This is a genomic window from Alteromonas sp. Cnat2-8 (genome assembly GCF_022348355.1).
Taxonomy (GTDB): domain Bacteria; phylum Pseudomonadota; class Gammaproteobacteria; order Enterobacterales; family Alteromonadaceae; genus Alteromonas; species Alteromonas macleodii.
In genome coordinates this window covers 168,353-193,985 of sequence record NZ_JAKREX010000001.1, presented here as the reverse complement: position 1 = coordinate 193,985, position 25,633 = coordinate 168,353, and the positions used below count along the sequence as shown (strand labels likewise).

General features: G+C 45.7%; 25 protein-coding genes. 23 read left to right on the top strand and 2 right to left on the bottom strand.

What is annotated here, in order from left to right; all coding sequences use genetic code 11:
• Window positions 1-127 precede the first annotated feature (127 nt).
• From fliL to flhB, 8 genes are read left to right on the top strand one after another with little or no spacing between them, the layout of a single operon-like run.
• A complete protein-coding gene (gene fliL, locus MHN00_RS00865; RefSeq protein WP_014948637.1) occupies window positions 128-667 on the top strand; it encodes a flagellar basal body-associated protein FliL in 540 nt (179 codons plus the stop codon).
• 27 nt (window positions 668-694) lie between these two features.
• Window positions 695-1,753, top strand: a complete 1,059-nt coding sequence (gene fliM, locus MHN00_RS00860; RefSeq protein ID WP_014948638.1) for a flagellar motor switch protein FliM — start codon at window positions 695-697, stop codon at window positions 1,751-1,753.
• A gap of 17 nt (window positions 1,754-1,770) precedes the next feature.
• On the top strand, window positions 1,771-2,178 hold the full coding sequence (fliN, locus tag MHN00_RS00855) for a flagellar motor switch protein FliN (RefSeq protein WP_014948639.1): 408 nt from the start codon (window positions 1,771-1,773) through the stop codon (window positions 2,176-2,178).
• Window positions 2,179-2,206: 28 nt separating this feature from the next.
• Window positions 2,207-2,659 (top strand): flagellar biosynthetic protein FliO, encoded by a 453-nt coding sequence (gene fliO / locus MHN00_RS00850; RefSeq protein WP_239299888.1) that lies wholly within the window; start codon window positions 2,207-2,209, stop codon window positions 2,657-2,659.
• A complete protein-coding gene (fliP, locus tag MHN00_RS00845) occupies window positions 2,652-3,407 on the top strand; it encodes a flagellar type III secretion system pore protein FliP (RefSeq protein ID WP_014948641.1) in 756 nt (251 codons plus the stop codon). The genes fliO and fliP overlap by 8 nt, the downstream gene beginning before the upstream one ends.
• 8 nt (window positions 3,408-3,415) lie before the next feature.
• Window positions 3,416-3,685: a flagellar biosynthesis protein FliQ gene (fliQ, locus tag MHN00_RS00840; protein WP_012517675.1), complete on the top strand. Its 270-nt coding sequence runs from the start codon at window positions 3,416-3,418 to the stop codon at window positions 3,683-3,685.
• A 12-nt stretch (window positions 3,686-3,697) separates the two neighbouring features.
• Window positions 3,698-4,477, top strand: coding sequence for a flagellar biosynthetic protein FliR (fliR, locus tag MHN00_RS00835; RefSeq protein ID WP_014978604.1), 780 nt, complete (start codon window positions 3,698-3,700; stop codon window positions 4,475-4,477).
• A gap of 6 nt (window positions 4,478-4,483) precedes the next feature.
• Window positions 4,484-5,608: a flagellar biosynthesis protein FlhB gene (gene flhB / locus MHN00_RS00830; RefSeq protein ID WP_069943908.1), complete on the top strand. Its 1,125-nt coding sequence runs from the start codon at window positions 4,484-4,486 to the stop codon at window positions 5,606-5,608.
• An 86-nt stretch (window positions 5,609-5,694) separates the two neighbouring features.
• Here flhB and MHN00_RS00825 read toward each other — a convergent pair whose 3' ends face one another.
• Window positions 5,695-6,669, bottom strand: coding sequence for a D-Ala-D-Ala carboxypeptidase family metallohydrolase (locus MHN00_RS00825; protein ID WP_061485038.1), 975 nt, complete (start codon window positions 6,667-6,669; stop codon window positions 5,695-5,697).
• A complete protein-coding gene (locus MHN00_RS00820) occupies window positions 6,662-8,269 on the bottom strand; it encodes a L,D-transpeptidase family protein (protein ID WP_014975911.1) in 1,608 nt (535 codons plus the stop codon). Before MHN00_RS00820 ends, MHN00_RS00825 begins: the two co-directional genes overlap by 8 nt.
• A gap of 242 nt (window positions 8,270-8,511) precedes the next feature.
• Here MHN00_RS00820 and flhA point away from each other — a divergent pair, with 242 nt between their 5' ends.
• The 15 genes from flhA (at window position 8,512) to metH (ending at window position 25,631) form a co-directional block, all read left to right on the top strand.
• Window positions 8,512-10,611, top strand: a complete 2,100-nt coding sequence (flhA, locus tag MHN00_RS00815; protein ID WP_039224872.1) for a flagellar biosynthesis protein FlhA — start codon at window positions 8,512-8,514, stop codon at window positions 10,609-10,611.
• Between the two features lie 29 nt (window positions 10,612-10,640).
• Window positions 10,641-12,050: a flagellar biosynthesis protein FlhF gene (gene flhF, locus MHN00_RS00810; protein ID WP_061485040.1), complete on the top strand. Its 1,410-nt coding sequence runs from the start codon at window positions 10,641-10,643 to the stop codon at window positions 12,048-12,050.
• Window positions 12,051-12,055: 5 nt separating this feature from the next.
• On the top strand, window positions 12,056-12,922 hold the full coding sequence (locus MHN00_RS00805; protein ID WP_014948648.1) for a MinD/ParA family protein: 867 nt from the start codon (window positions 12,056-12,058) through the stop codon (window positions 12,920-12,922).
• Window positions 12,919-13,650 carry an RNA polymerase sigma factor FliA gene (locus MHN00_RS00800; RefSeq protein WP_014948649.1) on the top strand — a complete coding sequence of 244 codons (732 nt, stop codon included), beginning with the start codon at window positions 12,919-12,921 and terminating at the stop codon, window positions 13,648-13,650. The genes MHN00_RS00805 and MHN00_RS00800 overlap by 4 nt, the downstream gene beginning before the upstream one ends.
• A gap of 36 nt (window positions 13,651-13,686) precedes the next feature.
• Window positions 13,687-14,070, top strand: coding sequence for a chemotaxis response regulator CheY (gene cheY, locus MHN00_RS00795; RefSeq protein WP_012517682.1), 384 nt, complete (start codon window positions 13,687-13,689; stop codon window positions 14,068-14,070).
• 34 nt (window positions 14,071-14,104) lie between these two features.
• Complete coding sequence (locus MHN00_RS00790) at window positions 14,105-14,860, top strand: protein phosphatase CheZ (protein ID WP_014948650.1); 756 nt, start codon at window positions 14,105-14,107, stop codon at window positions 14,858-14,860.
• Between the two features lie 12 nt (window positions 14,861-14,872).
• A complete protein-coding gene (locus tag MHN00_RS00785) occupies window positions 14,873-17,107 on the top strand; it encodes a chemotaxis protein CheA (RefSeq protein ID WP_239299886.1) in 2,235 nt (744 codons plus the stop codon).
• A gap of 28 nt (window positions 17,108-17,135) precedes the next feature.
• Window positions 17,136-18,266 carry a chemotaxis response regulator protein-glutamate methylesterase gene (locus MHN00_RS00780; RefSeq protein WP_014975914.1) on the top strand — a complete coding sequence of 377 codons (1,131 nt, stop codon included), beginning with the start codon at window positions 17,136-17,138 and terminating at the stop codon, window positions 18,264-18,266.
• Window positions 18,267-18,294: 28 nt separating this feature from the next.
• Window positions 18,295-19,059 (top strand): ParA family protein, encoded by a 765-nt coding sequence (locus MHN00_RS00775; protein ID WP_014948652.1) that lies wholly within the window; start codon window positions 18,295-18,297, stop codon window positions 19,057-19,059.
• A gap of 7 nt (window positions 19,060-19,066) precedes the next feature.
• Entirely contained in the window at window positions 19,067-19,873 is an 807-nt protein-coding gene (locus MHN00_RS00770; RefSeq protein ID WP_014948653.1) for a chemotaxis protein CheW, read from the top strand.
• Between the two features lie 17 nt (window positions 19,874-19,890).
• Window positions 19,891-20,382: a chemotaxis protein CheW gene (locus MHN00_RS00765; protein ID WP_014948654.1), complete on the top strand. Its 492-nt coding sequence runs from the start codon at window positions 19,891-19,893 to the stop codon at window positions 20,380-20,382.
• A gap of 59 nt (window positions 20,383-20,441) precedes the next feature.
• Window positions 20,442-20,876 (top strand): DUF2802 domain-containing protein, encoded by a 435-nt coding sequence (locus MHN00_RS00760; RefSeq protein ID WP_014948655.1) that lies wholly within the window; start codon window positions 20,442-20,444, stop codon window positions 20,874-20,876.
• 111 nt (window positions 20,877-20,987) lie between these two features.
• A complete protein-coding gene (gene metA / locus MHN00_RS00755; RefSeq protein WP_039224879.1) occupies window positions 20,988-21,926 on the top strand; it encodes a homoserine O-succinyltransferase in 939 nt (312 codons plus the stop codon).
• A 3-nt stretch (window positions 21,927-21,929) separates the two neighbouring features.
• Window positions 21,930-22,997 carry a homocysteine S-methyltransferase family protein gene (locus MHN00_RS00750; RefSeq protein ID WP_239244414.1) on the top strand — a complete coding sequence of 356 codons (1,068 nt, stop codon included), beginning with the start codon at window positions 21,930-21,932 and terminating at the stop codon, window positions 22,995-22,997.
• 9 nt (window positions 22,998-23,006) lie between these two features.
• Entirely contained in the window at window positions 23,007-25,631 is a 2,625-nt protein-coding gene (metH, locus tag MHN00_RS00745; protein ID WP_239299884.1) for a methionine synthase, read from the top strand.
• Window positions 25,632-25,633: the final 2 nt, after the last annotated feature.

Sequence of the window (25,633 nt, the reverse complement as noted above, 5' to 3'; positions counted from 1 at the left end):
GGTATTAGGAAGCGTGAAGACGCAAAAAATTACCCGTACACATATTGTTTTCCTCAAATTATGGCATTGCCATTTTTGACGGAACCTTGATAATACGTTTTTTCCGAGCATTACTGACGAGTTACACATGGCTGAAGAAGAATTACAAGTAGAAGAAGGCGGTAAAAAGAAAGGCAAAATGATGTTGATCATCATTATCGCTGTGGTTCTTTTAGGAGGCGGTGCAGCTGCCTATTTCTTATTGTTTGCAGGCGGTGATGAGCCAGCAGCCGAACAGCTTGCAGAGACTGATGCCGCCGCAGCGGCTGCGAGCGCACCAGCATCAGCAGCAGGGAAAGCTGAAATGGGCACTGCGCTTTACGTAGCGATGCCGCGACCATTTGTTTTTAACGTGCCGGGCGCAGGAAGAGACAGGTTGGTTCAGATAAAAGTGCAGTTGCTTGTGCGCGGTTCTGACAATGAAGAGCTGGCGAAGACGCATATACCGCTAATTGAAGGGACATTACTACAGGCTTTTAGTACTTCAAACGCAGACGATCTGGTTACCGAAGCCGGTAAAATTGAGCTTCGCGAGCAGGCAGTAACTGAAGTACAAAAAGCATTAAAGGACATTACGGGCAGCGATGTAGTTGAGCGCGTATTGTTCACTGGGTTTGTCATGCAGTAATGCATTGACTAAGTAAGGTAGAAGACGGTGAGTGATTTATTATCTCAAGATGAAATCGATGCCCTATTACACGGGGTAGATGATGTAGAAGAAGAAGAGGTCGGCGGCAGCGACTCTGATGCTTCTACGCTCGAGTACGACTTCTCCTCGCAAGACAGAATAGTGCGTGGGCGTATGCCTACGCTTGAAATAGTTAATGAACGTTTCGCACGTCACATGCGTGTGAGTTTGTTCAACATGATGCGACGTTCAGCTGAAGTATCGATTAACGGTATTCAGATGATCAAGTTTGGCGAATATATTCATACGTTATTCGTTCCAACGAGTTTGAACATGGTGCGTTTCCGTCCACTTAAAGGTACGGGGCTTATCACCATGGAAGCCCGCTTGGTATTTATTCTGGTAGACAACTTCTTTGGTGGTGATGGTCGCTATCATGCGAAAATTGAAGGCCGGGAGTTTACGCCAACGGAGCGCCGTATTATCCAGATGCTGCTTAAAATAATCTTTGAAGATTATAAAGAAGCCTGGGCACCGGTCATGGATGTGTCGTTTGAATATTTGGACTCAGAAGTAAACCCTGCGATGGCGAACATTGTGAGCCCGACCGAGGTGGTGGTCATCAGCTCGTTCCATATCGAACTAGATGGCGGCGGTGGCGACTTCCACGTGTCCTTGCCATACTCAATGTTAGAGCCCATTCGCGAATTGCTTGATGCAGGTGTTCAAAGCGATAAAGAAGATACAGACTTACGTTGGAGTAAGGCCCTTCGCGATGAAATCATGGACGTTAAGGTGGCGTTAACTACGCATATGCTAGACGTTGATGTACCGCTTCGCGATGTGATGGAGTTTAAACCTGGCGATATCATCCCTGTGGAGATGCCAGAAACCATCACAGTATTAATTGAAGATTTACCCACATTCAGGGCTAAATTAGGTCGCAGTCGCGACAATTTGGCACTGAAAATTGTAGAGAAGATTGCAAGACCGACTTCAGTGAAGTCTGAGCTACAGTTATTAACCCGCGGTGGGCGCATTATTGATAATGACGCAGAACTGCAAGTACTCGAAGAAGACCTGTAAGGTAGAGGGGAGTTCCCATGAGTGAAGACGGTATGGACGATTGGGCAGCGGCAATGGCCGAACAAGCCGAATCTGAAGCGGAACAAGAGGCTGGCGATAACGAAGACGTACAAGTTGCTGAACTTGACGAATTAACTGACGACGCGCCGATTACGCAAGAAGAAAAGAAAAAGCTAGATACTATTTTAGATATTCCTGTGACTATTTCGATGGAAGTCGGTCGTAGTCAAATAAGTATCCGAAATCTGCTACAGTTGAACCAGGGTTCTGTGGTGGAGCTGGATCGTGTTGCCGGTGAGCCACTAGATGTATTAGTTAATGGCACGTTGATTGCTCATGGAGAAGTAGTAGTGGTCAACGACAAATTCGGTATTCGATTAACGGATGTTATTAGTCAAATTGAGAGAATCAAGAAGCTCAGATAAAACTTCTTATAAAATAAGGGGTTGCGCAATGCTGCCCCTTTTATTTAGCCAGATAGCCGTCGCGCAGTCGACCCAGTCAATTACCAATCCCACGTCGGTACTGTCAATTTTCCTATCCTTGCTCGTCGTCGTTGGCGTCATTTTCGCCCTGGCTTATGTGATGCGTCGATTTAATGTCACTGCGATGGGTGGAAATCAAATTAAAGTCGCGGCCAGCATGGTTGTTGGCACAAAAGAAAAAATTATGGTGATTCAGGTAGGTGAAGAGCAGCACCTCATTGGTGTAACCAGTCACAACATCTCTCATTTAAGCAAATTAGATAAGAATCTCGATGTGCCTGTGAAAGGTGTGAACAAAACCACAGGCGAGCAACAAAATGGTGCCGATGCGTTTAAACAAAAACTTGTTGCTGCCATGGCGGAAAAGCTCAACCCGAATATAGAAAAGAATAAAACAAAGGAAGAGTCGAGAGATGCGTAAGTTTGCCTGGCTACTTTTAATACTGCCCTTATTACTTCTCGTTGAGCCCGCCTATGCTCAACAAGGGATTTCTGCAGTCACGGTTACAACCAATCAAGATGGTTCTCAAGACTACACCATGACGCTTCAAGCGCTGTTTATCATGACAGCGCTAAGCCTTATTCCTGCGTTTATCATGATGATGACCTCTTTCACGCGTATTATTGTGGTGTTGTCTATTTTGCGTCAGGCGATTGGCTTACAACAATCACCGTCAAACCAGATACTCATTGGCGTTAGTTTGTTTTTATCCATGTTTATTATGGCGCCGGTATTCGAAGAGGTGAACGAGCGAGCTTTACAGCCTTACCTTAACGAGCAGCTCACCAGTTTAGACGCTCTTGAGCAAGCCAAAGGCCCAATGCGTGCGTTTATGCTTTCTCAAACACGGGTAAAAGACTTAGAAACGTTTGTACGAATAGCCGGAGACGAAGGAAAATACGCTGATACCAATGAAGTACCGCTAACCATCCTTATTCCCGCATTTGTAACCAGTGAACTTAAAACCGCGTTTCAAATTGGTTTTATGCTATTTATTCCCTTTCTTATTATTGACTTGGTAGTAGCGTCTATATTGATGGCTATGGGGATGATGATGCTTTCACCTATGATTGTATCCTTGCCGTTTAAACTCATGTTGTTCGTGTTAGTTGATGGTTGGAACTTGATTTTTGGCACGTTGGCGACCAGCTTCGGTATGGGCGTCTAGGAGGGCTTATGTCACCAGAAGTCTTTGTAGAAATACTGCGAGAAGCCATGTTCATGGTTATCGTGTTGGTATCTGCGGTGATTGTTCCAAGCTTGATCGTAGGCCTAGTTGTCGCTGTTTTTCAGGCGGCGACCAGTATCAACGAGCAAACCATGAGCTTCTTACCTCGTTTACTTGTTACGCTTCTCGCGCTTAGCTGGGGAGGCAACTGGCTAGTGCAACAGCTTATGGACTTTACTTTCAGAATGGTTGATATGATCCCGCAGGTTGTGGGATAGAAGGCTAAAGCTGTGGAAGTCGAACTCGCGACCATCAATCAATTCCTAGCAGACATGCTGCTGCCGTTTATGCGCATTAGCGGCTTATTCGTGGCCATGATTGGCTTGAGTGCTAAATCCATTCCACCGCAGGTAAGAGCCTTGTTGGGTATAATGCTCACGCTCATTATCATGCCGGTAGTGCCTCCGTCACCCATAGAAAATTTGGTGGATGTGGGCACATTTTTAATCGTTATTCAGCAATTACTTATTGGCATTGCTATTGGTTTTATATCAATGATGGTGCTCAATACCTTTGTGCTTGCAGGTCAAATTATAGCAATGCAAACCGGTTTGGGCTTTGCGTCTATTGTTGACCCAGTCAATGGTATTAACGTGCCAGCGGTAGGTCAGTTTTATCTGATATTGGCGACTTTGTTGTTTTGGACTTTGGATGGGCATTTGTCCATGATCCAAATGATAGTCATGAGCTTTGAGGCGTTTCCCATAGGCGAAGCATGGTGGACCGGTGAACAGTTCCGCGATATTGCCCATTGGGCCGGCTGGATGTTTATATCGGCAGTGACCCTCTCCCTTGCGCCAATCGTCTCGCTGCTTATCGTGAACTTGGCGTTTGGCGTAATGACCAAAGCTGCACCACAGCTAAACATTTTTAGTATTGGTTTTTCCATTGCTCAGGTAATGGGATTACTGATTATTTGGATAACACTTGATAACTTTACTGCACACTTCGAAACCCAATGGTTTAGAGCCGAACAGTTTATGTGTGAACTATTGAATATTTGTTCGTAGGAAAACATGGCAGATTCAAGCGAAAAAACAGAAGACCCCACGGGGAAAAAACTCGAAGATGCCCGAAAAAAAGGGCAGCTAGCCCGATCCCGTGAACTCTCTACGACCCTAGTACTTATCGTCAGTGCTTTTATGTTCTTGTTTGTGGGCGGGTGGATTGCTGAATCTGTTTTTAAACTTACTCAGAGAATGTTCATTCTCTCTCGTGACGAAACCTATGATATCACCCACATGTTTGGCGCATGGGGTGAAGCCTTTTCGGCAGTAGGTCCTGCCGTGCTGCTATACATGGTTGTGGCAATGATAGCGGGCATTTATGGCTCTATCGCCCTTGGCGGTTTTAACTTTACCTGGGAAGGTGCAAAACCTAAGGGTTCAAAAATGAGCCCTATTCAAGGCTTCAAGCGTATGTTCGGCATGAACGGCTTGGTTGAGTTACTCAAGTCTATAGCGAAAGTGGTGGTCATAATTGGCATGGCCATCGGAGCGTTACTGTTCTTTGAAGATGAAGCGCTCCACCTTGATATGGAGCTTTATCCGGGAAACTTCTTTCACGCACTCGACATGCTTAAGTGGGCGTTTCTTATTCTGGTGTGCGGCATGATCCCTATCGCGCTCATTGATGTGCCTTATCAAATGTATAAGCACAACAAAGAAATGAAGATGACCAAGCAAGAGGTTAAAGACGAACGGAAAAATGCGGAAGGCGACCCTATGGTTAAAGGCCGAATTCGCCGTCTGCAATATCAGGCTGCAACCAAGCGCATGATGCAGGAAGTGCCACAAGCAGACGTAGTGGTGACTAACCCGACCCATTTCTCGGTTGCTATCAAGTATGATGAGAAGGGAGTGAGGGCGCCGGTTGTGGTCGCTAAAGGTGCTGATGAGCTGGCGATGCACATCAGAAAAATTGCTACCGCCAACGATGTGCCGCTGATCCCTTCTCCCATGCTTGCCCGCGCCATTTTCTACTCCACAGAAGTGGACGATGAAATTCCTAACGCCTTATTTATGGCGGTAGCGCAGGTGCTAGCGCACGTTTATCAGTTGAAAGCGCATAGAGCAGGGAAGGGCAAGCGACCTAAGCCGCTTAAACGAGATTTGCCAATACCACCAGAATATCGACGTTAATTGCGCAGTAAACATCGAAAAGTTTTAGCGTAAATAAAGTGGGCAGTTTCATTCGGTACTGCCTAACGTTTACGTAAAATGCAGCGTTACCAGCGAGCTAAGGTTCCTCTCACATCAACATGAACGAAAGGCCCGTGCGCCGCATTAGCACCGTAAATACCAAGCCCACCGATTCTTGGGCCGAAAGCGCCTTGTTTAGACATATTTGAGATAAAGTTGGCTAGCCATACCGCATCTTCGCGGTTTACCACACCGTCTTTATTGAGGTCATCCATCACCCCATCTTTCGGTGACTGATCGATATAGAAATCCGCTGCGCCACCCCAAACGTGACGGCTGTACTGAACATTGCCAATAGCTTTGTTGTAGAACGGAGTGCGATATCCACTCATTATGGTTAAGCCTTCAACAGCATGCCCTTCGTCATTTAAGGTGTGCAGTATTTTTTCCAGTTTCAACAAAAGGCCTGCTCGCAAATGTACATATTTGGGAAATCCTTGTTGCTGCTTGGATAGAAATTGACCTAGGGTGAAATTGGGCGACAACCTTACGTCCGTTTGTTCTGGCGATACTTCAATAAGTCCTGATGGGGGTAAATAAATGGGATTGTTTTTTAAAGGCTTATCAGGATATTTACCAATTGTGTAGCCGTTTAACTTACCTGTTTTGTCTACCTTTTCCAAAGATGTCATCACAAAGACGTTGAGCGTCGCAGTTTCTCCTGACTGCGCGTTGGTGGTTTTAAGTACATAGTGCCCTGATTTCTTAGGTGCCATTATTGGCGCTTTCCCCACAACCCCGCTAACTATTGGAAGGTTCGAACTCGTCTTTAGTGCCTCACCGTTCGCATGGTGAAATTGAAAGTTCCCAGTATGGCTTTTGTTGTCAAACTCAACAGTGAACGTTTTATTCGGCATTACGAAAATAGAGAAAATAGGGTAGGGGACCGTATTTCCATTAATAGCAAGCTTAGAGTTGAGCATGTCATTGTCAAAGGAGAACGCATCACTGGCGCGCACTACAGTTAAAAGAGCAATCAGCACTAACAAACACTTACGCACGTTTAAACTCCTTCAATTTCTCAATAATATGGCTGTCCCGATTGTATGCATCGCGGCGAAATACAATGGTTCCTGCTTCATCTGCAAACGCTGTGAAGTACACAATAAGAACAGGTATAGGTTTCTTCAAATATAGTGTACTGGTCTCTTCACTTTGAAGTAATTGCTCAGCTTGCGGTATTGCCTCTGTCTGGCCTGAATGAGTGAGTACCCATTGAGACAGCTTCAAAGGGTTAGAGACTCTGATGCAGCCAGAGCTGAAGTTCCTTTCTAATTTCGAAAAAAGGCTGTGATCGGGCGTGTCGTGAAGATAAATGGCATGCTTATTTGGAAGCATGAATTTCACTTTACCAAGGGCATTGTGCGGACCGGGCTTTTGTCTGAGTGTATAGTGAAATGTACCACGGCTAACATTTGTCCAATCAAACTCATCGACAGGGCTGAAGCCGCTGACACCGGCGGGCTGGGCTTCGTAACCTTGCTCAACCAATAAAGAAGGATTGGTTTTTAATTTCGCCAGCTTGTCTTTAGTGGCTATACTGAAAGGCACGGTCCAGTAGGGGTTAAACACCATATACTTCATTGATTCAGCGAAAACGGGCGTTTGCCTCACTGGTGTACCGACAATCACAGGCATTCCCAATGTTTCCTCACCTTCAGTAAATCCTCTCAACTGAAACGAAGCAATGTTAACGCGTAAATATGTTGACCAAGTTTGATGAGGGAGCCAGCGCCAACGCTCTAAGTTTGCATCAATTCTTTCTAACCAAGAAAACGTGGTGGCATTTAATGCTTCTAAAGTGGAACTTCCCACGATACCATCTGGCTCTAAGCCCGCAGACATTTGAAACTGCTTAACCGCGTCCAGTAAATCTTTATCGAATAACTCTGAATAGGTGCCTGGCCCTAAAAGACGAGACTTCAGCAACACAACTCTTTCGCTCGTTGAGTTCAGCTTAAGTGTTGGGCCAACTGGAATTTGTGTGGTAACTGTAGAAACTGCCGTGAGTAAACTACGCTTTTTTTCTAACAGTAACTGGTATTCATGGTGTGATGGCCACATGGCCCGCAATGTTGCAGAAACACCGTTAGTTAATGCGTGATTTAGCGATGCCACAGGATCCGCTTCTCTTTGCTTAAGGAACCACTGCGAATCTGCATTGGCGGGGCTAACAAGCCCATTTAATCGATGCAGAGTTTGACTGATAAAGGCATCGGTTGCTAGTACATCTAAGAGTGCCGTATTGGCGTCGCGACTTTCGAGCATTGATGCGTGGTAATACTCGGGCGAGAAGCCATGTAACTCTGAATCAGCAATTTCATGGAGGAGTTCCTGAAGACGGTTTTCAGCATCACTAGTACCAAACCATATAAGCTGATAGCCCTGTTGAGTGTAGACCTCGCTTACCAAAACTCTATTGTGCACACGAGATGGGTTACTATTTTGTGAACCGTATATCTCCACTGAATCAACTAGCAAATTCTCCACACGCTGTCGTAAGTTAGGTTGTTTAGATGCATGAGCTACATGACTAAAAGTCAGCATGATGACAAGGCTGACCCAACAAAACGTTGCAACACGATTTTGTAGTACTACCATGAATAATCCTTTTAAAACGAAGAGTAGGCCCTAGGAATAGTGACGTAATTATAAACTGTTCGTATGTCCCTCGGATACAAAATCTTAATCGCTCTATACAAGTCACTGTAGACAGTAATCACGCATGATTACAGCTCAGATTTGGATAACTTTTGCGTAAAACACAAAGCTGGCACGTTAGTTGAAAACTCACTAGAAGATTCACATAAAGCGTCAATTTTCTGATAGAGAGACACCAAGCCATGCAGTTATCCGGTTATCTTCAGCGATTCGATAAAAATCAGCTGCAAAATTTTACCAGTGGTTTAGGCGCACCCATCGTCCTTTTGGCAATTATGGGCATGGTTATATTGCCTATGCCGCCATTCTTACTGGACGTGCTGTTTAGCTTTAATATTGCGTTGTCGCTAGTCATTATCTTGGTGGCTGTACTTACCCAGCGTCCAGTAGATTTCGGCATTTTCCCCTTGGTGTTACTTATCGCTACCGTTTTGAGACTAGCGCTTAACGTGGCTTCTACTCGCGTTGTTTTACTTTACGGACATGAAGGCGGCGATGCAGCAGGTAAAGTTATCGAAGCCTTCGGTGAGGTCGTGATTGGTGGTAACTACGCCGTAGGTATTGTTGTTTTCGCCATTCTTCTTATTATCAACTTCAAAGTTGTAACCGCAGGCGCAGGACGTATTTCAGAAGTAAGCGCTCGCTTTACGTTAGATGCTATGCCCGGTAAGCAAATGGCCATAGATGCTGATTTAAATGCAGGGTATATAGATCAAGACCAAGCACGTAAACGCCGTGAAGAGATTACCGCAGAAGCGGATTTTTACGGGTCGATGGACGGTGCGTCAAAATTTGTAAAGGGTGATGCGGTCGCAGGCCTTTTCATCATGCTGATTAATATTGTCGGTGGTCTTTTTATTGGCATGATTCAGCACGGGCTTTCATTCGGTAACGCTATAGAAATCTACACCATATTGACCATCGGTGATGGTTTGGTGGCGCAAATTCCTTCATTGTTACTTTCGGTCGCTACAGCCATTATCGTTACTCGTGAAAACGAGACCCAGGAAATGGGCAAAGAAATCCGCGGTCAGCTTGGTAATAATCAAGCCCTCTATATAGCCTCGGGGGTTCTATTTGTGATGGGTATCATTCCTGGGATGCCTCATATCGCATTCTTAGGGTTCTCATTCTTGATTGCAGGCTTTGCTTACTGGCAGTCGGTCCAAGAAAAGAGAAAGGCCGCAGAGCCCAAAGTGCCAGACAATGTGGTAAAAGATGAATCGGTTGCGCCTGAAGTGAAAGAGCTTGGCTGGGATGATGTTCAGCAGGTAGATACCATCGGATTGGAAGTGGGCTATCGCTTAATTCCTCTTGTCGATAAATCCCAAGGTGGCGAGTTGTTGACGCGCATTAAAGGCGTACGTAAGAAACTATCGCAAGAACTGGGTTTCCTTATTCCGCCTGTCCACATTCGCGATAACTTGGATTTAGAGCCCAACACTTACACCATCGCTATGCTAGGCGTAACGATAGGCGATTCCATCATCAGTCACGATGAAGAACTTGCTATTAATCCAGGGCAAGTGTTCGGTAAATTAGAAGGGCGTGCCACTAAAGACCCCGCGTTCGGCTTGGACGCAGTATGGATTAAGCCCAATAAACGGGAGCATGCACAAACCCTTGGGTACACAGTAGTAGACGCTGCGACCGTTGTAGCGACCCATTTAAGCCAATTACTCTCTAACAATGCATATCAATTATTAGGGCACGAGGAAGCGCAACAACTTCTTGATATGCTTGCCAAGCAGCATCCGAAACTGGTTGAAGGATTAGTACCAGACATTCTTCCGCTAAGCACCGTCGTGAAAGTACTGCAAACCTTATTGTTTGAAGGCGTGCCTATTCGCGATATGCGTACAATCGTTCAAACACTCAGTGAGTACGGCACGCGCAGCCAAGACCCCGATGTTTTAGTGTCTGCAGTGCGTATTGCCCTTAAACGTTTAATTGTCCAAGAAATTACTCAAGGTGCAAAAGAGATACCTGTCATAACCTTGGCGCCAGAGTTGGAACAGATGTTGCACCAGTCACTTCAAGCAGGTGGCGAAGATGGCGCTGGCATAGAACCAGGTCTGGCAGACAAGCTGCAAAAATCATTGCAGCAAGCCAGTCAGCAGCAAGAGTTAGAAGGAGAGCCTGCAGTACTCCTTACCTCAGGCATGCTACGACCCGTTCTGTCTCGCTTCTTAAAATATTCGGTTGTTGGGCTTCATGTTCTGTCTTACCAAGAAGTGCCTGACGACAAACAAATAAAAATAGTCAGTTCGGTCGGTCAATAATCTGACACTGGGTGATTGGAGAGGTTGCAATGAAAATTAGACGTTTCTTCGGCAAAGATATGCGTGAGGCGTTAAGCCAAGTTAAAGCTGAATTGGGCAGTGACGCTGTGATCATGTCAAATCGCAAAGTCGCTGACGGTATTGAGCTTGTCGCAGCCTACGACAAAGAACCTGAAGCGAAGTTGTTTACGCCGAAAGCGTCTCCACAAGCAGCTGCAAAAACACCTGGCCAAAAGGCAGTGCCTAGCTTGAGCGAAATCATTGGTGACGACGGTCCTGATAGCCTTAAAGCACTGCTAGAAAAGCAGCACGGTGGAAATAATGGCGTAGCGAGTCCCGCGCAACCTAACCAACCAATGACAGCAAATGCTAAGCACGCCAATGAAATTGCTTCGCACTTAGACTTCTCAGAAGCCTTTATTGACGACGTAGAAGCCCAGCAGTCTTCTCATGAACCAGTTCGTCAGAACGCTTTCCCAGAGCATCAAGCGTCGAGTATGGATGATACCGCTGTGACGCAGTCAGCGGAGCTTGCGCAAATCAAGGAAGAGCTAGCGTCTCTTCGCGATGTATTGCAATATCAAGTGGCCGACTTGATGGAAGCTAAAAACAAACGTCAAAAACCTGTTCATCAATATCTAATCACCCGTTTAACCGATATGGGGTTAAGCAACGCGTTAGCGAAACAGCTTATTAGCTATACGCCGTCACATTACAACGAACGAGATGCATGGGTATATCTTCTTAACCTATTGGCTAATCGCATAAATGTGACAGGAAACGATATACTTAGCGCACAAGGTGCTGTTGCATTAGTAGGACCAACAGGTACCGGTAAAACAACTACCGTTGCGAAACTTGCTGCCCGCTATGCGCAAAAATACGGTGCAGAGTCGGTTGCGATGATTACCATCGATACGTATAGAATTGCCGCCTATGAGCAGCTAGCGACATACGGAAAGATTATTGGCTGCACGGTGAGAAAAGCGCAGACTAGTGAAGAACTTGCGGATTTATTATTCCAACTTCGTCATAAGCGACTAGTATTGATTGATACGGCTGGATTTAGTCAAAGAGATAGTCGATTAATTAAACAAATTAAGCAGTTTGATAACGGACAAATGCCAAATGTTAAAAAATATTTGGTAGCGCAAGCAAATACGCAATATCCTGCTTTGCAGAGAATCATTCAAGCGTATGATGATATTGAACTAAGTGGCTGTATTTTCACAAAGTTAGATGAGTGCTACTCTTTAGGAGAGGTGCTTAGTGCAGCGGTTGAATACCAATTACCGGTTAGTTATGTCACCGATGGTCAAAAAGTACCTGAAGACATTAAGATTGCAGAAGCGAAATCTTTGGTTTCCGCTGCTGCAAAGCTTTATAAAAAGTACGGTTTGAATCATACTAGTGGTAACAACGCAATTAAAACAGCATAAGCAGTATGATTGACGACCAAGCGAGTAGCTTAAGAAAAATGAAGCAATCACGGTTAATCAAAGTAATCGCCGTCACCGGTGGCAAAGGTGGCGTAGGTAAAACAAACATTACATTGAACACCGCTATCGCCATGGCGAAGCAAGGTAAACGTGTAATGGTTCTCGATGCGGACCTCGGTCTTGCTAACGTAGACGTTATGTTAGGTTTGCGTGTTGAGAAAAACTTATCCCACGTGCTTTCCGGCGAATGTACACTTGATGAAGTATTAGTGACCGGTCCGCACGGAATAAAGATTGCCCCTGCCACATCAGGCACGCAGTCGATGGCAGAATTGTCGCCAACGCAACACGCTGGCCTAATTCGTGCCTTTAGTGAGCTGCGCTCGCAAATTGACGTGCTTATCGTTGATACAGCGGCAGGTATTTCAGACATGGTGTTGAGCTTTTCAAAAGCCTCACAAGACATCATGGTCGTTGTGTGTGACGAGCCTACTTCATTGACAGATGCGTATGCATTGATAAAAATTCTGAATAGAGAGCACGGTGTTTTCCGCTTCAAAGTTGTGGCTAATATGGTGCGCGACGTGCGAGAAGGCCAAGAGCTATTTAGTAAATTGAGCAAAGTGACAGGGCGTTTTTTAGATGTTGCACTAGAATTAGTGGCGACAGTACCGTTTGACGAGAACATTCGTAAAGCAGTGCGTAAACAAACAGCCATTGTCGATGCTTACCCAGGTTCACCGGCAGCCGTTGCAATAACACAGTTGGCGAGTAAAGCCTTAACATGGCCTATTCCAGCGCAGCCAGGTGGCCATTTAGAGTTTTTCATTGAACAATTAGTTGCAGAAAAAGCCGTAGGAAGTCAGCGTTGAACAGCAAGGCAGCCGCTTATCAACAACAAACCGATAAAGCGCAGTTAGTCGAAAGACATGCGCCATTGGTTAAGCGTATAGCGCATCACTTGATAGCGCGATTGCCGGCTAGTGTTCTTGTAGACGATTTAATTCAATCAGGCATGATTGGATTATTAGAAGCCGCGCGAAACTTTGATGGTTCAAAAGGAGCCAGCTTTGAAACGTTTGCCGGTATTCGCATTCGCGGTGCTATGCTAGATGAAATTCGCAAAGGGGATTGGACACCGCGTTCAGTCCACCGAAATGGTCGAGCGATCACTGAAGCAATTTCGCAAGTAGAAAGCGAAACAGGCCGCGATGCTAGAGATTCTGATATTGCTGATAAGCTTAATGTAAGCTTGCAGGACTATCACCAAATGCTTAATGAAGTAAATGCCGGAAAGCTGGTAGGTATTGAAGATTTAGGTGTGTCAGAAGATGTTATTTCGACAGAGCAAAATCGAGGTAGCGACGCACCACTGGAAGATTTGATGCAAGGCGCTTTCCAAAAAGCGCTTGCCCATGCAATTACGACATTACCTGAAAGAGAAGCGATTGTACTTTCGCTGTATTATGATGAAGAGCTGAACCTAAGAGAAATTGGTGAGGTTCTTGATGTAAGTGAATCGAGAGTCAGTCAAATTCACAGTCAGGCCATGTTAAAACTCAAATCACGAATGAAGTCGTGGCAAGCTGACGAAGAATAGAAATTAATAACAATTAACCCCTCACTGGAGGCTATTTTGGACAAAAGCATGAAAATTCTCGTGGTCGATGATTTTTCTACCATGAGACGTATCATCAAAAACCTACTTAAAGATTTGGGTTTTTCCAACATCCAGGAAGCGGATGACGGAAGTACTGCATTGCCTATGTTGCAGCAAGGTGATTTCGATTTCGTAGTTACCGATTGGAACATGCCTGGAATGCAGGGTATTGACTTGCTTCGCGCGATTAGAGCCGATGACAAGCTCAAGCACCTACCAGTACTTATGGTTACTGCTGAAGCGAAGAAAGAGCAAATTGTTGCCGCCGCGCAAGCAGGTGTTAACGGCTACGTTGTTAAGCCGTTCACTGCAGCAACACTTAAAGAAAAATTAGATAAAATATTCGAACGTTTAGGTTGATCCAGACGCTCACCAGAGAAATGAGGTTTACTGGATGTCAACGAATGTAAACGTTCCAATTTCGTTGGAAGAAGCAAAACAGCTTGTCACCTACCTTGAAGAGGGTGACAACGCTTCAGCCAATGCCCTATTAGAAGCGGCCTCAATGAAAGAAAACGTTGAGTTATTTGCTGAAGTAGGGAAACTGACGCGTCAGCTCCATGACGCGCTGAATAATTTCCAAATAGACGACCGCATTAAAAATCTCGCGACCGATGATATTCCCGATGCACAATCCCGCCTAACCTACGTAATTGAAGAAACTGAAAAAGCTGCTAATACTACTATGGATGCCGTTGAAGCGAGCATGCCTATAGCTGAAATGCTGTCGGCGCGCATCGAAAAGGTAATGCCTGAGTGGAAGAAGCTGATGAATCGCCAAATAGAGTTGGGTGAATTCAAGGCTTTATGCGCAGACTTAGACGAATTGTTGGAAGAAGGTTCGGCACAGTCAGCTAAACTTACACAGTTACTTACAGAAGTATTGATGGCTCAAGGTTATCAAGACTTAACTGGTCAGGTTATTCGCCGCGTTATCGACTTGGTTAAAGAAGTGGAAGACAGCTTAGTTAACATGCTTACCATGTTTGGTGAACGCGACGGTGCAGAACAAACTAAACCATCCAGCGTTAAGGCCGATAAGGTTGATGGTGTAGAGGCAGAAGGCCCTATCATTGATGCCGATAAGCGCGACGACGTCGTGTCAGGCCAAGATGATGTAGATGATCTTCTGTCTAGCTTAGGTTTTTAGGGGAGCGGGCGCATGTCGTTTGATGTTGACGAGGATATATTACAGGACTTTCTAGTTGAGGCTGGAGAGATACTTGAACAATTACAAGAACAGCTCGTTGATCTTGAGAACAATCCTGAAGATGCGGATTTGCTGAATGCAATTTTCCGTGGTTATCACACAGTTAAAGGGGGAGCAGGGTTCCTGTCTCTTACCGAGTTAGTAGAAATTTGTCACGGTGCGGAAAACGTCTTTGACGTAATGCGTAACGGTCAACGAACACTAACCCCTGAACTGATGGATATTATTCTGCAAGCCACAGATGTGGTGGTTGAAATGTTTGAACGAGTGAAAGCTCGGGATCCATTAGAGCCAGCAGATGCACACCTAGTAGACTTGTTACACAAACTAAGTCGCCCGGAATCTCCAGATGAGAATATTTTTGGTGAACAAAGCGCGCCGGCGTCAGAACCTGAGCCCGCGATTGAAGAGCCAGAATTAGTTGTTGAAGAGCCTACTGCACAGGCACCAAGTTCTGGTGATAGCGGCGGTATTGACGAAATCACTGAAGATGAGTTTGAAGCGCTGCTTGATGAGCTTCATGGCTCTGGGGCACCAGGACAGTCCTCAGCGGCTAAAAGCGAACCTGCAAAGGCTGATGCACCTGCTGCCGCTAGTGATAACGACGATATCACCGACGAAGAATTTGAAGCGCTGCTCGATGATTTACATGGCAAAGGCAAGTTTGGTGGTGAAGAAGCTGCGCCAAAGGCAAATACACCAGCTCCAGCACCAGTTACGCCGAGTGCAGCTGGTGATGAAGAAATCACCGATGACGAATTTGAAGCACTGCTTGACCAACTGCATGGCTCAGGGCAAGGGCCTACCAAGCAGGGAGCCGTTTCAAAGGCGCCAGAGCCTCCTGTAGATAAGGCAGCAACAGAAGCGGTTCAAAAAGCGAAACAAGCAGCGCCAGCTGCGCCAAAAGCGACGCCTGCTTCTAGCGCCGCAGCGCCAGCTAAAGCAAGCGCGCCTGCTGCACCAAAAGCAGCGCCTAAAAAAGATGAGAAGAAGGCGGCACCAGCTGCGCCTCCTGCTGAGACTACAGTACGTGTAGATACCAAGCGTCTTGACCAAATTATGAACATGGTGGGTGAACTCGTACTAGTGAGAAACAGGCTAATAAGCTTGGGTATCAACAGTAACGACGAAAGCATGTCCAAAGCCATTGCCAACTTAGATGTGGTAACGGGCGACTTGCAAGGTGCGGTAATGAAAACCCGCATGCAACCTATCAAGAAGGTGTTTGGTCGTTTCCCTCGCGTTGTTCGAGACCTCGCTAGAAGCTTGAAAAAAGAAATAACCCTTGAGCTTGTGGGTGAGGAAACTGATTTAGACAAAAACCTGGTTGAAGCACTGGCCGATCCACTTGTGCATTTGGTGAGAAACTCCGTCGACCATGGTATTGAAATGCCTGATGATCGTGCTGCAGCGGGTAAGCCGCGCATGGGTACGGTTCAGCTATCGGCATCTCAAGAAGGCGATCATATTCTTCTAACCATCGAAGATGATGGTAAAGGAATGGATCCTGAAAAGCTTAAAGAAATTGCTATTAGTCGCGGTGTACTAGACGCAGACGCAGCTGCACGTATGTCGGATGTTGAAGCGTTTAACTTGATATTCGCGCCAGGGTTCTCAACCAAAACAGAAATTAGTGATATTTCTGGTCGCGGTGTGGGCATGGACGTGGTTAAGACCAAAATTAACCAACTTAACGGCACCGTGAACATTGATTCACAGCTAGGAAAAGGCACGCGACTGGATATCAAAGTTCCGCTAACGCTAGCCATTCTTCCGACGCTAATGATTGTTGTAGGAAAACAAACCTTTGCGTTACCATTAGGCGCGGTGAACGAAATAATAAATATGGACATCAAAAAGACCAACACGGTCGATGGCCAGCTAACAATGATAGTTCGTTCAAAAGCAATTCCGTTGTTCTTCCTTGGTGAATGGTTGATTCGAGGTCCCAAAAACATCGATAGAGAAAAGGGACACGTTGTTGTAGTGCAAATTGGTACACAACAAGTAGGATTCGTAGTAGACGCGCTAATAGGCCAAGAAGAAGTGGTTATTAAACCTCTTGATGCATTATTGCAAGGCACGCCTGGTATGGCGGGAGCCACGATTACATCAGACGGTGGAATTGCACTAATTTTAGATATTCCGAGCCTGCTTAAACGGTATGCGCGTAAACCCATCAAGTAAGGCGATGAATTAACAGGAATAATAATCCATGGTCTTTAAAGTCCTTGTCGTGGACGACTCGACTTTTTATCGTCGTCGAGTAAAAGAAATACTCGATGGCGATAGGGAACTTGAAGTTGTTGGGGAAGCGAGAAATGGGCGCGATGCACTTGAAAAAGCAGAAGCGCTTAAGCCGGATGTGATAACGATGGATGTTGAAATGCCTGTCATGGACGGCATTTCAGCTGTAAAGGCCATAATGGACAAACGGCCTACACCTATTCTTATGTTTTCTTCGCTTACGCATCATGGTGCGCAAGCGACATTAGATGCGTTAGAAGCGGGCGCGCTCGATTTCTTACCTAAGAAATTTGAAGATATCGCGCAGGACAGAAAAGACGCATCGCGCTTGTTGTGTACAAAAGTACGCTTAATAGCGCGTCGTGGTATTGGTCTTAAGCGTCCGTCGTTTCGCTCTACAGAGGCAAGAAAGCTTCCTGATAATGCGCCAAAGCAGGCGTTCTTTAAAACATCAGGGTTGCTATCAGGGCATAAAGACGCAGCCAAACAACCAACCGTTTCGTCTGTAAGAGCGACGGGAAAGCACTACAAGTGTTTGGCAATTGGGGCTTCTACAGGCGGGCCTGTGGCGCTTCAAAAAGTGCTGTCTCCTTTACCTGCAGAGTTTCCTTACCCCATTTTGCTTGTACAACACATGCCTGGAACATTTACTACGGCATTTGCACAGCGTTTAGACACAAACTGTAAGATTAGAGTAAAAGAAGCCGAGCACGGTGACATTCTAAAACCAGGTCATGCGTATCTTGCTCCCGGTGGGAAGCAAATGTTGCTAGAAACCATAGGTGCGAATAAACGCATTGCCATTGTTGACGCAAATGCGAGTGACAAGGTGAATTATAAGCCCAGTGTTGATCTCACTTTCAGTTCTCTGGCTAAAGCTTATGGTGGGGATGTATTAGGAATTATATTGACGGGTATGGGGGCTGACGGCAGAGAAGGATGTCGAATGCTCAAGGAAAAAGGCGCAACGATTTGGGCTCAAGACCAAGATTCCTGTGTTGTGTACGGTATGCCTCAAGCTGTAGCCGTTGCCAATATATCCAGTAAAAATATAAACATTGATGATATGAGCAGTTGCGTTCAAACCGAAATGCGATAGCAGTTTGAACAGTAATGGAACAGCAAATATGAAAGTGTGGACAGTAGCGAATCAGAAAGGTGGTGTAGGAAAGACTACCACTACGGTGAGCCTTGGCGGCTTGCTTGCACAGCAAGGCAAGCGAGTGCTCATGATTGATACTGATCCACATGCATCGCTGAGTTATTACTTCGGTATCGATGCAGAAGCGTCAAGTCATTCAGTTTACGATATTTTTATTAAGTCTAATGACATTACGGCCGATAATGTTATGGATTGTCTGTGCCCGACAAAGTTAGACAACTTATATGTGCTTCCTGCAACAATGGCGCTCGCGACCTTAGATAGAACGATGGGTAGCGAACAAGGTATGGGCTTAGTCCTAAAAAAAGCGTTGGCAAAAATCGCAGGGGAATTCGATGTTGCTATCATCGATTGCCCTCCAGTGCTTGGGGTGCTGATGGTTAACGCTCTTGCAGCGTGTGACAAGGTTATCGTGCCTACCCAAACGGAATATCTGGCGCTTAAAGGGCTAGACAGAATGATTCGTACCATGGAAATTATGGGACGTTCGTTGGACAAATCCTTTGATACTGTGATTATTCCAACTATGTTTGATAAGCGCACTAATGCGGCGCTTGCATCGCGAAAGCGCTTAATGAATGACTATGGTGAGCGCGTGTGGGAAGGGGTTATTCCCGTCGACACGCACTTCAGGGATGCAAGTTTAGTACAGCTTCCCATTTCCGCAGCGTACCCCAAAACACGTGGTGTGTCTGCGTACGAGAAACTATTAGCGGTATTGGAGAAATAACGAGAACATGAGCAAGCAATCGCCTTTTGCCCGTGAAGAAGTGATGGAGGCATACCTTGATAGCCTCCTCAAAGAGCCAGAAGCACCGGAAGATGTGACTGCGCGCACGGCAAAATTGCTCGAGCAGGCTTCTCAGCAGATGGCTGAAACGGCACTTGCTTCTACCGCCAATGAAAGTGAGCCGCAATCGAATGAACAAGAAGCGATAGCGGAAAAGGTTACATCGTTAATTGAAACGCAAAAAGCAGAGACAATTGAAGATGAACAGCAACAGTCTCACGCAGAAACTTTAGTAGAAAATGAACAAGAAGCTGCGTTAAACCGCGCTGAAAAAACAAAAGTTCCACTAAAGGATACTCTCGGTTTTCGCTTTCAGGCGCTATTCTTTGAGGTTGCAGGGTTAACACTTGCGGTGCCTTTGACGTCGCTAGGTGGGATCCACCAAATTGAGAAGATTGGCCCTTTATTTGGAAAACCTGATTGGTTTATGGGTGTAATGTTGCACAGAGAGTCTAAACTAAGTGTTGTTGACTCTGCAAAATGGGTAATGCCAGAAAAATATGACGAAAACCTCGCACAATCGCTTAACTACCGATATCTTATAATGTTAGGGGAAAGTGCGTGGGGTCTGGCTAGTGAAAAGCTAGTCAATACGGTCAATTTGACTACCGATGATGTTAAATGGCGCGAGTCCACAGGTAAGCGTCCCTGGTTAGCAGGGATGGTTAAAGAAAAAATGTGCGCGTTAATTGACGTTGAAGAATTAATATCTATGCTTAACAAAGGCTTAGGCAGTAACGACCAGACGCCATAGTATTGGGAGCCAGGTTCATGAGCGACGAAAGAATAAATAATAACGCCACCGACAGCAACGACGAAGTCCTTCAATGGGTAACGTATCGCTTAGGTGAAGAAACTTACGGTATCAACGTGATGCAAGTTCAAGAGGTCTTGCGTTATACCGAAATAGCCCCTGTACCCGGTGCACCTGACTATGTACTTGGTATTATCAATCTGCGTGGTAACGTAGTAACGGTTATCGATACACGTGCTCGTTTCGGATTACCGCCAACAGAAATTACTGACAATACCCGTATCGTTATTATTGAGTCTGACGAGCAGGTGGTTGGTATTCTGGTGGATAGTGTCGCTGAGGTGGTTTACTTGAAATCTTCAGAGATTGACAGTGCCCCTAACGTAGGTACTGAAGAGAGTGCTAAGTTTATCCAAGGTGTAAGTAACCGCGACGGCGAACTGCTTATTCTTGTAGATCTTAATAAATTGTTAAGCGACGAAGAGTGGGATGAGCTTAGCAACATCTAAATAAATGAATAGGCGGTATTGTTTATAATACTGCCTACATTTCCCCAAGGGTTATGTCCATGGATTGGCAGCTTGCTGCACCTACCTTATTAGAACTCATACTGTGTATTCTTGTAGTTATACTCATTGCCGCGATGGGTGTGCTGTATTCACACATTAAGCAGTTGCGTTCTGCATTAAGCGAAAGCGAACATGCTAACGCAGAGGCTATTGCCCGCACTGAAGCCCTTGCTAAAAATGCAAATAATCAACAAACTGAGGCGCAAGCACGCACCTTGGTGATCACTCGACACCTTCAAGAGTTAGACGAAAAGCAAACTGATATTGAAAACCAGCTTCGAGAACTCAAGCTTCAAGATCCTTCCCTACGCCTATATCAGCGTGCGGCGGACTTAGTCAAGCAAGGCGCTAGCATTGATGAAATTATTGAAGCCTGCGACATTCCTCGTGCCGAAGCTGAGATGTTGGTAATGGTGCATAAACAAAATAATTAGTATTTTTGAGCACCAGAGAAAAAAACGTTTAGACGTCTAGACGTAAAGATGTTGACATATCGCCAGTTATAGACACAATACAGATATTGTAATTTATCACTGGAGCCCTCTATGCCAATTCGTATTCCTGAGCAGTTACCCGCGCAGAATGTACTACTAGGTGAAAACATTTTTACCATGGACATGGACAGGGCTGCCAATCAGGATATTCGTCCTCTTGAAGTCGGTATTCTTAATTTAATGCCGAACAAGATAGAAACAGAGGTACAGTTACTTCGTCTATTATCGAACACGCCACTGCAAATAAACGTGGATTTAATTCGAATTGATAATCAAGCGCCGAAGAATACCCCCCAATCGCACATGGATGCTTTCTATCACGACTTTTCAGCGGTAGCGAATAAGAAATACGATGGCCTTATTGTCACCGGTGCGCCTCTCGCGCTTATCGATTATGAGGAAGTAAAGTACTGGGAAACCATGACCACCATATTGGAGTGGGCGCAGCGTCACGTGAACTCAACCCTTTACTTATGTTGGGCTGCTCACGCCGCCATGTATCACTTTTACGGCATTACACGAGAGCTTAGAGACGAAAAGTTTTCAGGTGTCTTTAAACATAAAGTGAATGACCCGAACAATGAGCTATTAAGAGGCTTTGATCCTTCATTTTACGCACCACATTCCCGTTATGGGCATATTAACACCTCGTTGTATAACAGCGTCGATGGACTTAGTGTTGTTGCAGAGTCTGACGATGTAGGCGCTTATATTGTGGCGTCAGAAGATAAGCGCATGGTATTTGTAACGGGTCACCCGGAATACGATCCAGATACACTTAAAGACGAGTATTTTCGAGATATTGCCGCGGGACAAACGCCAGTAATTCCAAAAAACTATTTTGAAGGGGATGATCCAGCCAAGTCTCCTATTGTACAGTGGCGCTCACACGGCAGCCTATTGTTTACAAACTGGCTGAATTATTATGTCTATCAGACCACGCCTTACGATTTAAGTCAGCTTGCTGAAAAGTCACAGCCAAAGAGGTAGCACGTGAGCCAAAGACCAAATTCTAGCGCGCAGACAACGCTTACAGAAGCCGCTAAAAAGCGCATCCTTATATTAGACGGCGCCATGGGCACCATGATCCAGCGCCATAAGTTAGAAGAAGAAGATTATCGCGGAACACAGTTTGCCAACTGGCACTGCGATGTTAAGGGTAACAACGATTTGTTGGTTCTTACTCAGCCCGATATCATCTATCAAATTCACTGTGATTACTTTGAAGCTGGCGCGGACATTATTGAAACGAATACGTTTAATGCTACGACTATCGCTATGGCCGATTACGATATGCAGGCTCAATCCCGTGATATTAATTTAGCTGCAGCTAAATTGGCGCGTAAAGCTGCGGATGAGTTCACAGCAAAGACACCCGACAAACCCCGTTTCGTGGCAGGTGTACTTGGCCCAACAAATCGCACTGCTTCAATTTCGCCTGACGTTAACGACCCAGGCAAACGCAATGTTACTTTTGACGAACTCGTGGAAGCGTATAGCGAGTCTACCGAAGCGCTCATTGAAGGCGGTGCAGATTTAATCATGCTCGAAACCATCTTCGATACACTTAATGCGAAAGCGGCAGCCTATGCGGTAGAGTCGGTCTTTGAAAAGCTGGGTATATCGCTGCCCGTTATGGTGTCTGGCACGATTACCGATGCCTCAGGGCGCACGCTGTCTGGTCAAACCGCGGAAGCGTTTTATTATTCCATGCGACACATCAGTCCATTCTCATTCGGCTTAAACTGTGCTCTTGGGCCAGACTTACTGCGCCAATACGTAGATGAAGTTGCTACTGTTAGTGAGTGCTTAATTTCAGCGCACCCTAATGCTGGTTTACCCAACGAGTTTGGTGAATACGACATGGAAGGCCCTGAAATGGCCGAGCACATCAAAGAATGGGCGCAGTCAGGGCTAGTGAATATCGTAGGCGGCTGCTGCGGCAGTACGCCGGAACACATTCGCGATATTGCTAACGCTGTCAATGGAATTGCGCCAAGAAAAGTGCCACAGTTTGAACCCAAAATGCGTTTGTCAGGCCTAGAGCCGTTTGTACACTAGGAGGGCATTATGAGCGCAGAATTTTCTACATTTATTAATATCGGTGAGCGCACCAACGTTACAGGCTCTGCTCGCTTTAAACGACTTATTCTTGAAGGTGATTATGAAACTGCACTTGATGTCGCAAGGCAACAAGTAGAGAACGGCGCGCAGATCATCGATATCAATATGGATGAGGCCATGCTTGATTCAAAGCAGGCCATGATCACCTTTTTGAACCTCATCGCCTCTGAGCCTGATATTAGCCGCGTACCTATTATGATCGATTCGTCTAAATGGGATGTTATCGAAGCAGGGCTTAAGTGTGTACAGGGCAAAGCGATTGTTAACTCTATCAGCTTAAAAGAAGGGGAAGCGCTCTTCTTAAACCAAGCCAAGCTAATAAAGCGTTATGGTGCAGCAACCGTAGTGATGGCTTTTGACGAGACCGGCCAGGCCGATACACAAGCCCGCAAAGTTGAGATTTGTCAGCGTAGCTACAAGCTGCTGACAGAAGAAGTCGGCTTTCCACCTGAAGATATTATTTTTGACCCTAACATTTTTGCAGTAGCGACGGGTATTGAAGAGCACGATAACTACGCGGTTGATTTTATTGAAGCGACCCGCGAGATACGTAAAACCTGTCCGTACTCACATATTTCTGGTGGCCTTTCTAATATTTCATTCTCGTTCAGAGGGAACAATCCGGTTCGCGAAGCTATGCACTCGGTATTCCTATATCACGCTATTCGAGCGGGTATGGATATGGCTATTGTGAATGCAGGTCAGCTAGAGGTATATGACGAAATACCGGCTGAACTTCGAGATGCGGTTGAAGACGTGATTTTAAACCGCAGAAGTGATGCCACTGAACGCTTACTCGATATTGCACCGAACTATCAAGGCGATGGAAAGGCTGCCGCAAAAGAAGATTTATCCTGGCGCGAACAAGAGGTTAATAAGCGCTTAGAGCACGCCCTAGTTAAAGGGATAACCGACTACATCATTGATGACACCGAAGAAGCGCGCCAGCAAGCTGAGCGCCCACTACACGTTATTGAAGGGCCATTAATGGATGGCATGAACGTGGTAGGGGATTTATTCGGTGAAGGTAAGATGTTCCTTCCTCAGGTGGTAAAGTCGGCTCGCGTTATGAAAAAAGCGGTAGCCCATTTACAGCCATACATTGAAGAAGAAAAGTCAGACGACGCTAAAAGTAACGGCAAAATTCTATTAGCCACGGTAAAGGGCGATGTTCACGATATCGGTAAAAATATTGTTGGCGTGGTACTTCAGTGTAATAACTTTGAAGTGATTGATCTTGGCGTAATGGTGCCAGCGGCGACAATCTTACAAACCGCTAAAGATGAAAACGTTGATATGATAGGCCTGTCGGGCCTTATTACACCTTCACTAGATGAAATGGTTCACGTTGCCAAAGAAATGGAGCGTCAGGGCTTTGATATTCCGCTTCTTATTGGCGGGGCGACTACGTCTAAAGCGCACACTGCGGTAAAAATTGAACAAAACTACCATGCGCCTGTAGCCTATGTTCCAAATGCTAGTAGAGCAGTAGGCGTATGTCAGCGCCTTCTAAACAAAACGTCCCGCGATATTTACGCGCAGGAACTCGCAAAAGAATACGATACGGTACGTGAACAGCACGCCCGTAAAAAGCCGCGCAGCAAGCCGGTGACATTAGCTCAAGCCAGAGAAAACGCTTTTAAGCCAGATTTTACGACTTTACCAGTAAAACCTGCGAACCTAGGTGTAACACCGGTAACCGCCGATTTGGCTACGCTGCGTAACTACATTGATTGGACGCCATTTTTCTTAACCTGGTCTTTGGCAGGCAAGTACCCACGTATACTTGAAGATGAGGTGGTGGGAGAGCAGGCAAAGTCACTGTTTAACGACGCCAACGCCATGCTGGATAAAATTATCGAAGAGAACAGCCTTCAAGCGAAAGGCGTTATCGGTTTGTTTCCTGCCAACCGCGTTAATGACGATGTTGAAATTTATATTGATGAGTCGAGAAACCAGATTCAAGGTGTTGCCCATCACTTGCGTCAGCAAACCCTAAAAGACAAATTCGCTAATTATTGTTTAGCAGACTTTGTAGCTGAGAAGTCGAGTGGCATAAATGATTATGTGGGCGCTTTTGCCGTCACCGGTGGTATAGGTGAAGACGAGCTTGCTGACAGCTATATTCAGACTGGCGATGACTACAACGGCATTATGGTTAAAGCGGTGGCAGACAGGCTTGCCGAAGCGTTTGCGGAATATCTGCACGAGCAAGTGCGTAAGCATTACTGGGGTTACGCCGCTGACGAATCACTAAGTAACGAAGAACTTATTCGTGAAAAATACCAAGGCATTCGACCGGCACCAGGCTACGCCGCGTGTCCCGAGCATACTGAAAAGCAGCTTATTTGGGATTTATTGTCAGCAGAGCAGCATACAGGTATGAAGCTTACAGAAAGTTACGCCATGTGGCCGGGGGCGTCAGTATCGGGTTGGTATTTTGCTCACCCTGATGCCAAATACTTTGCTGTCGCCAAAATTCAAGCCGACCAAGTAGAAGATTACGCCACACGTAAAGGCTGGACCTTAGAAGAGGCTGAAAAGTGGTTGGGTCCAAACTTAAGTGATTAATG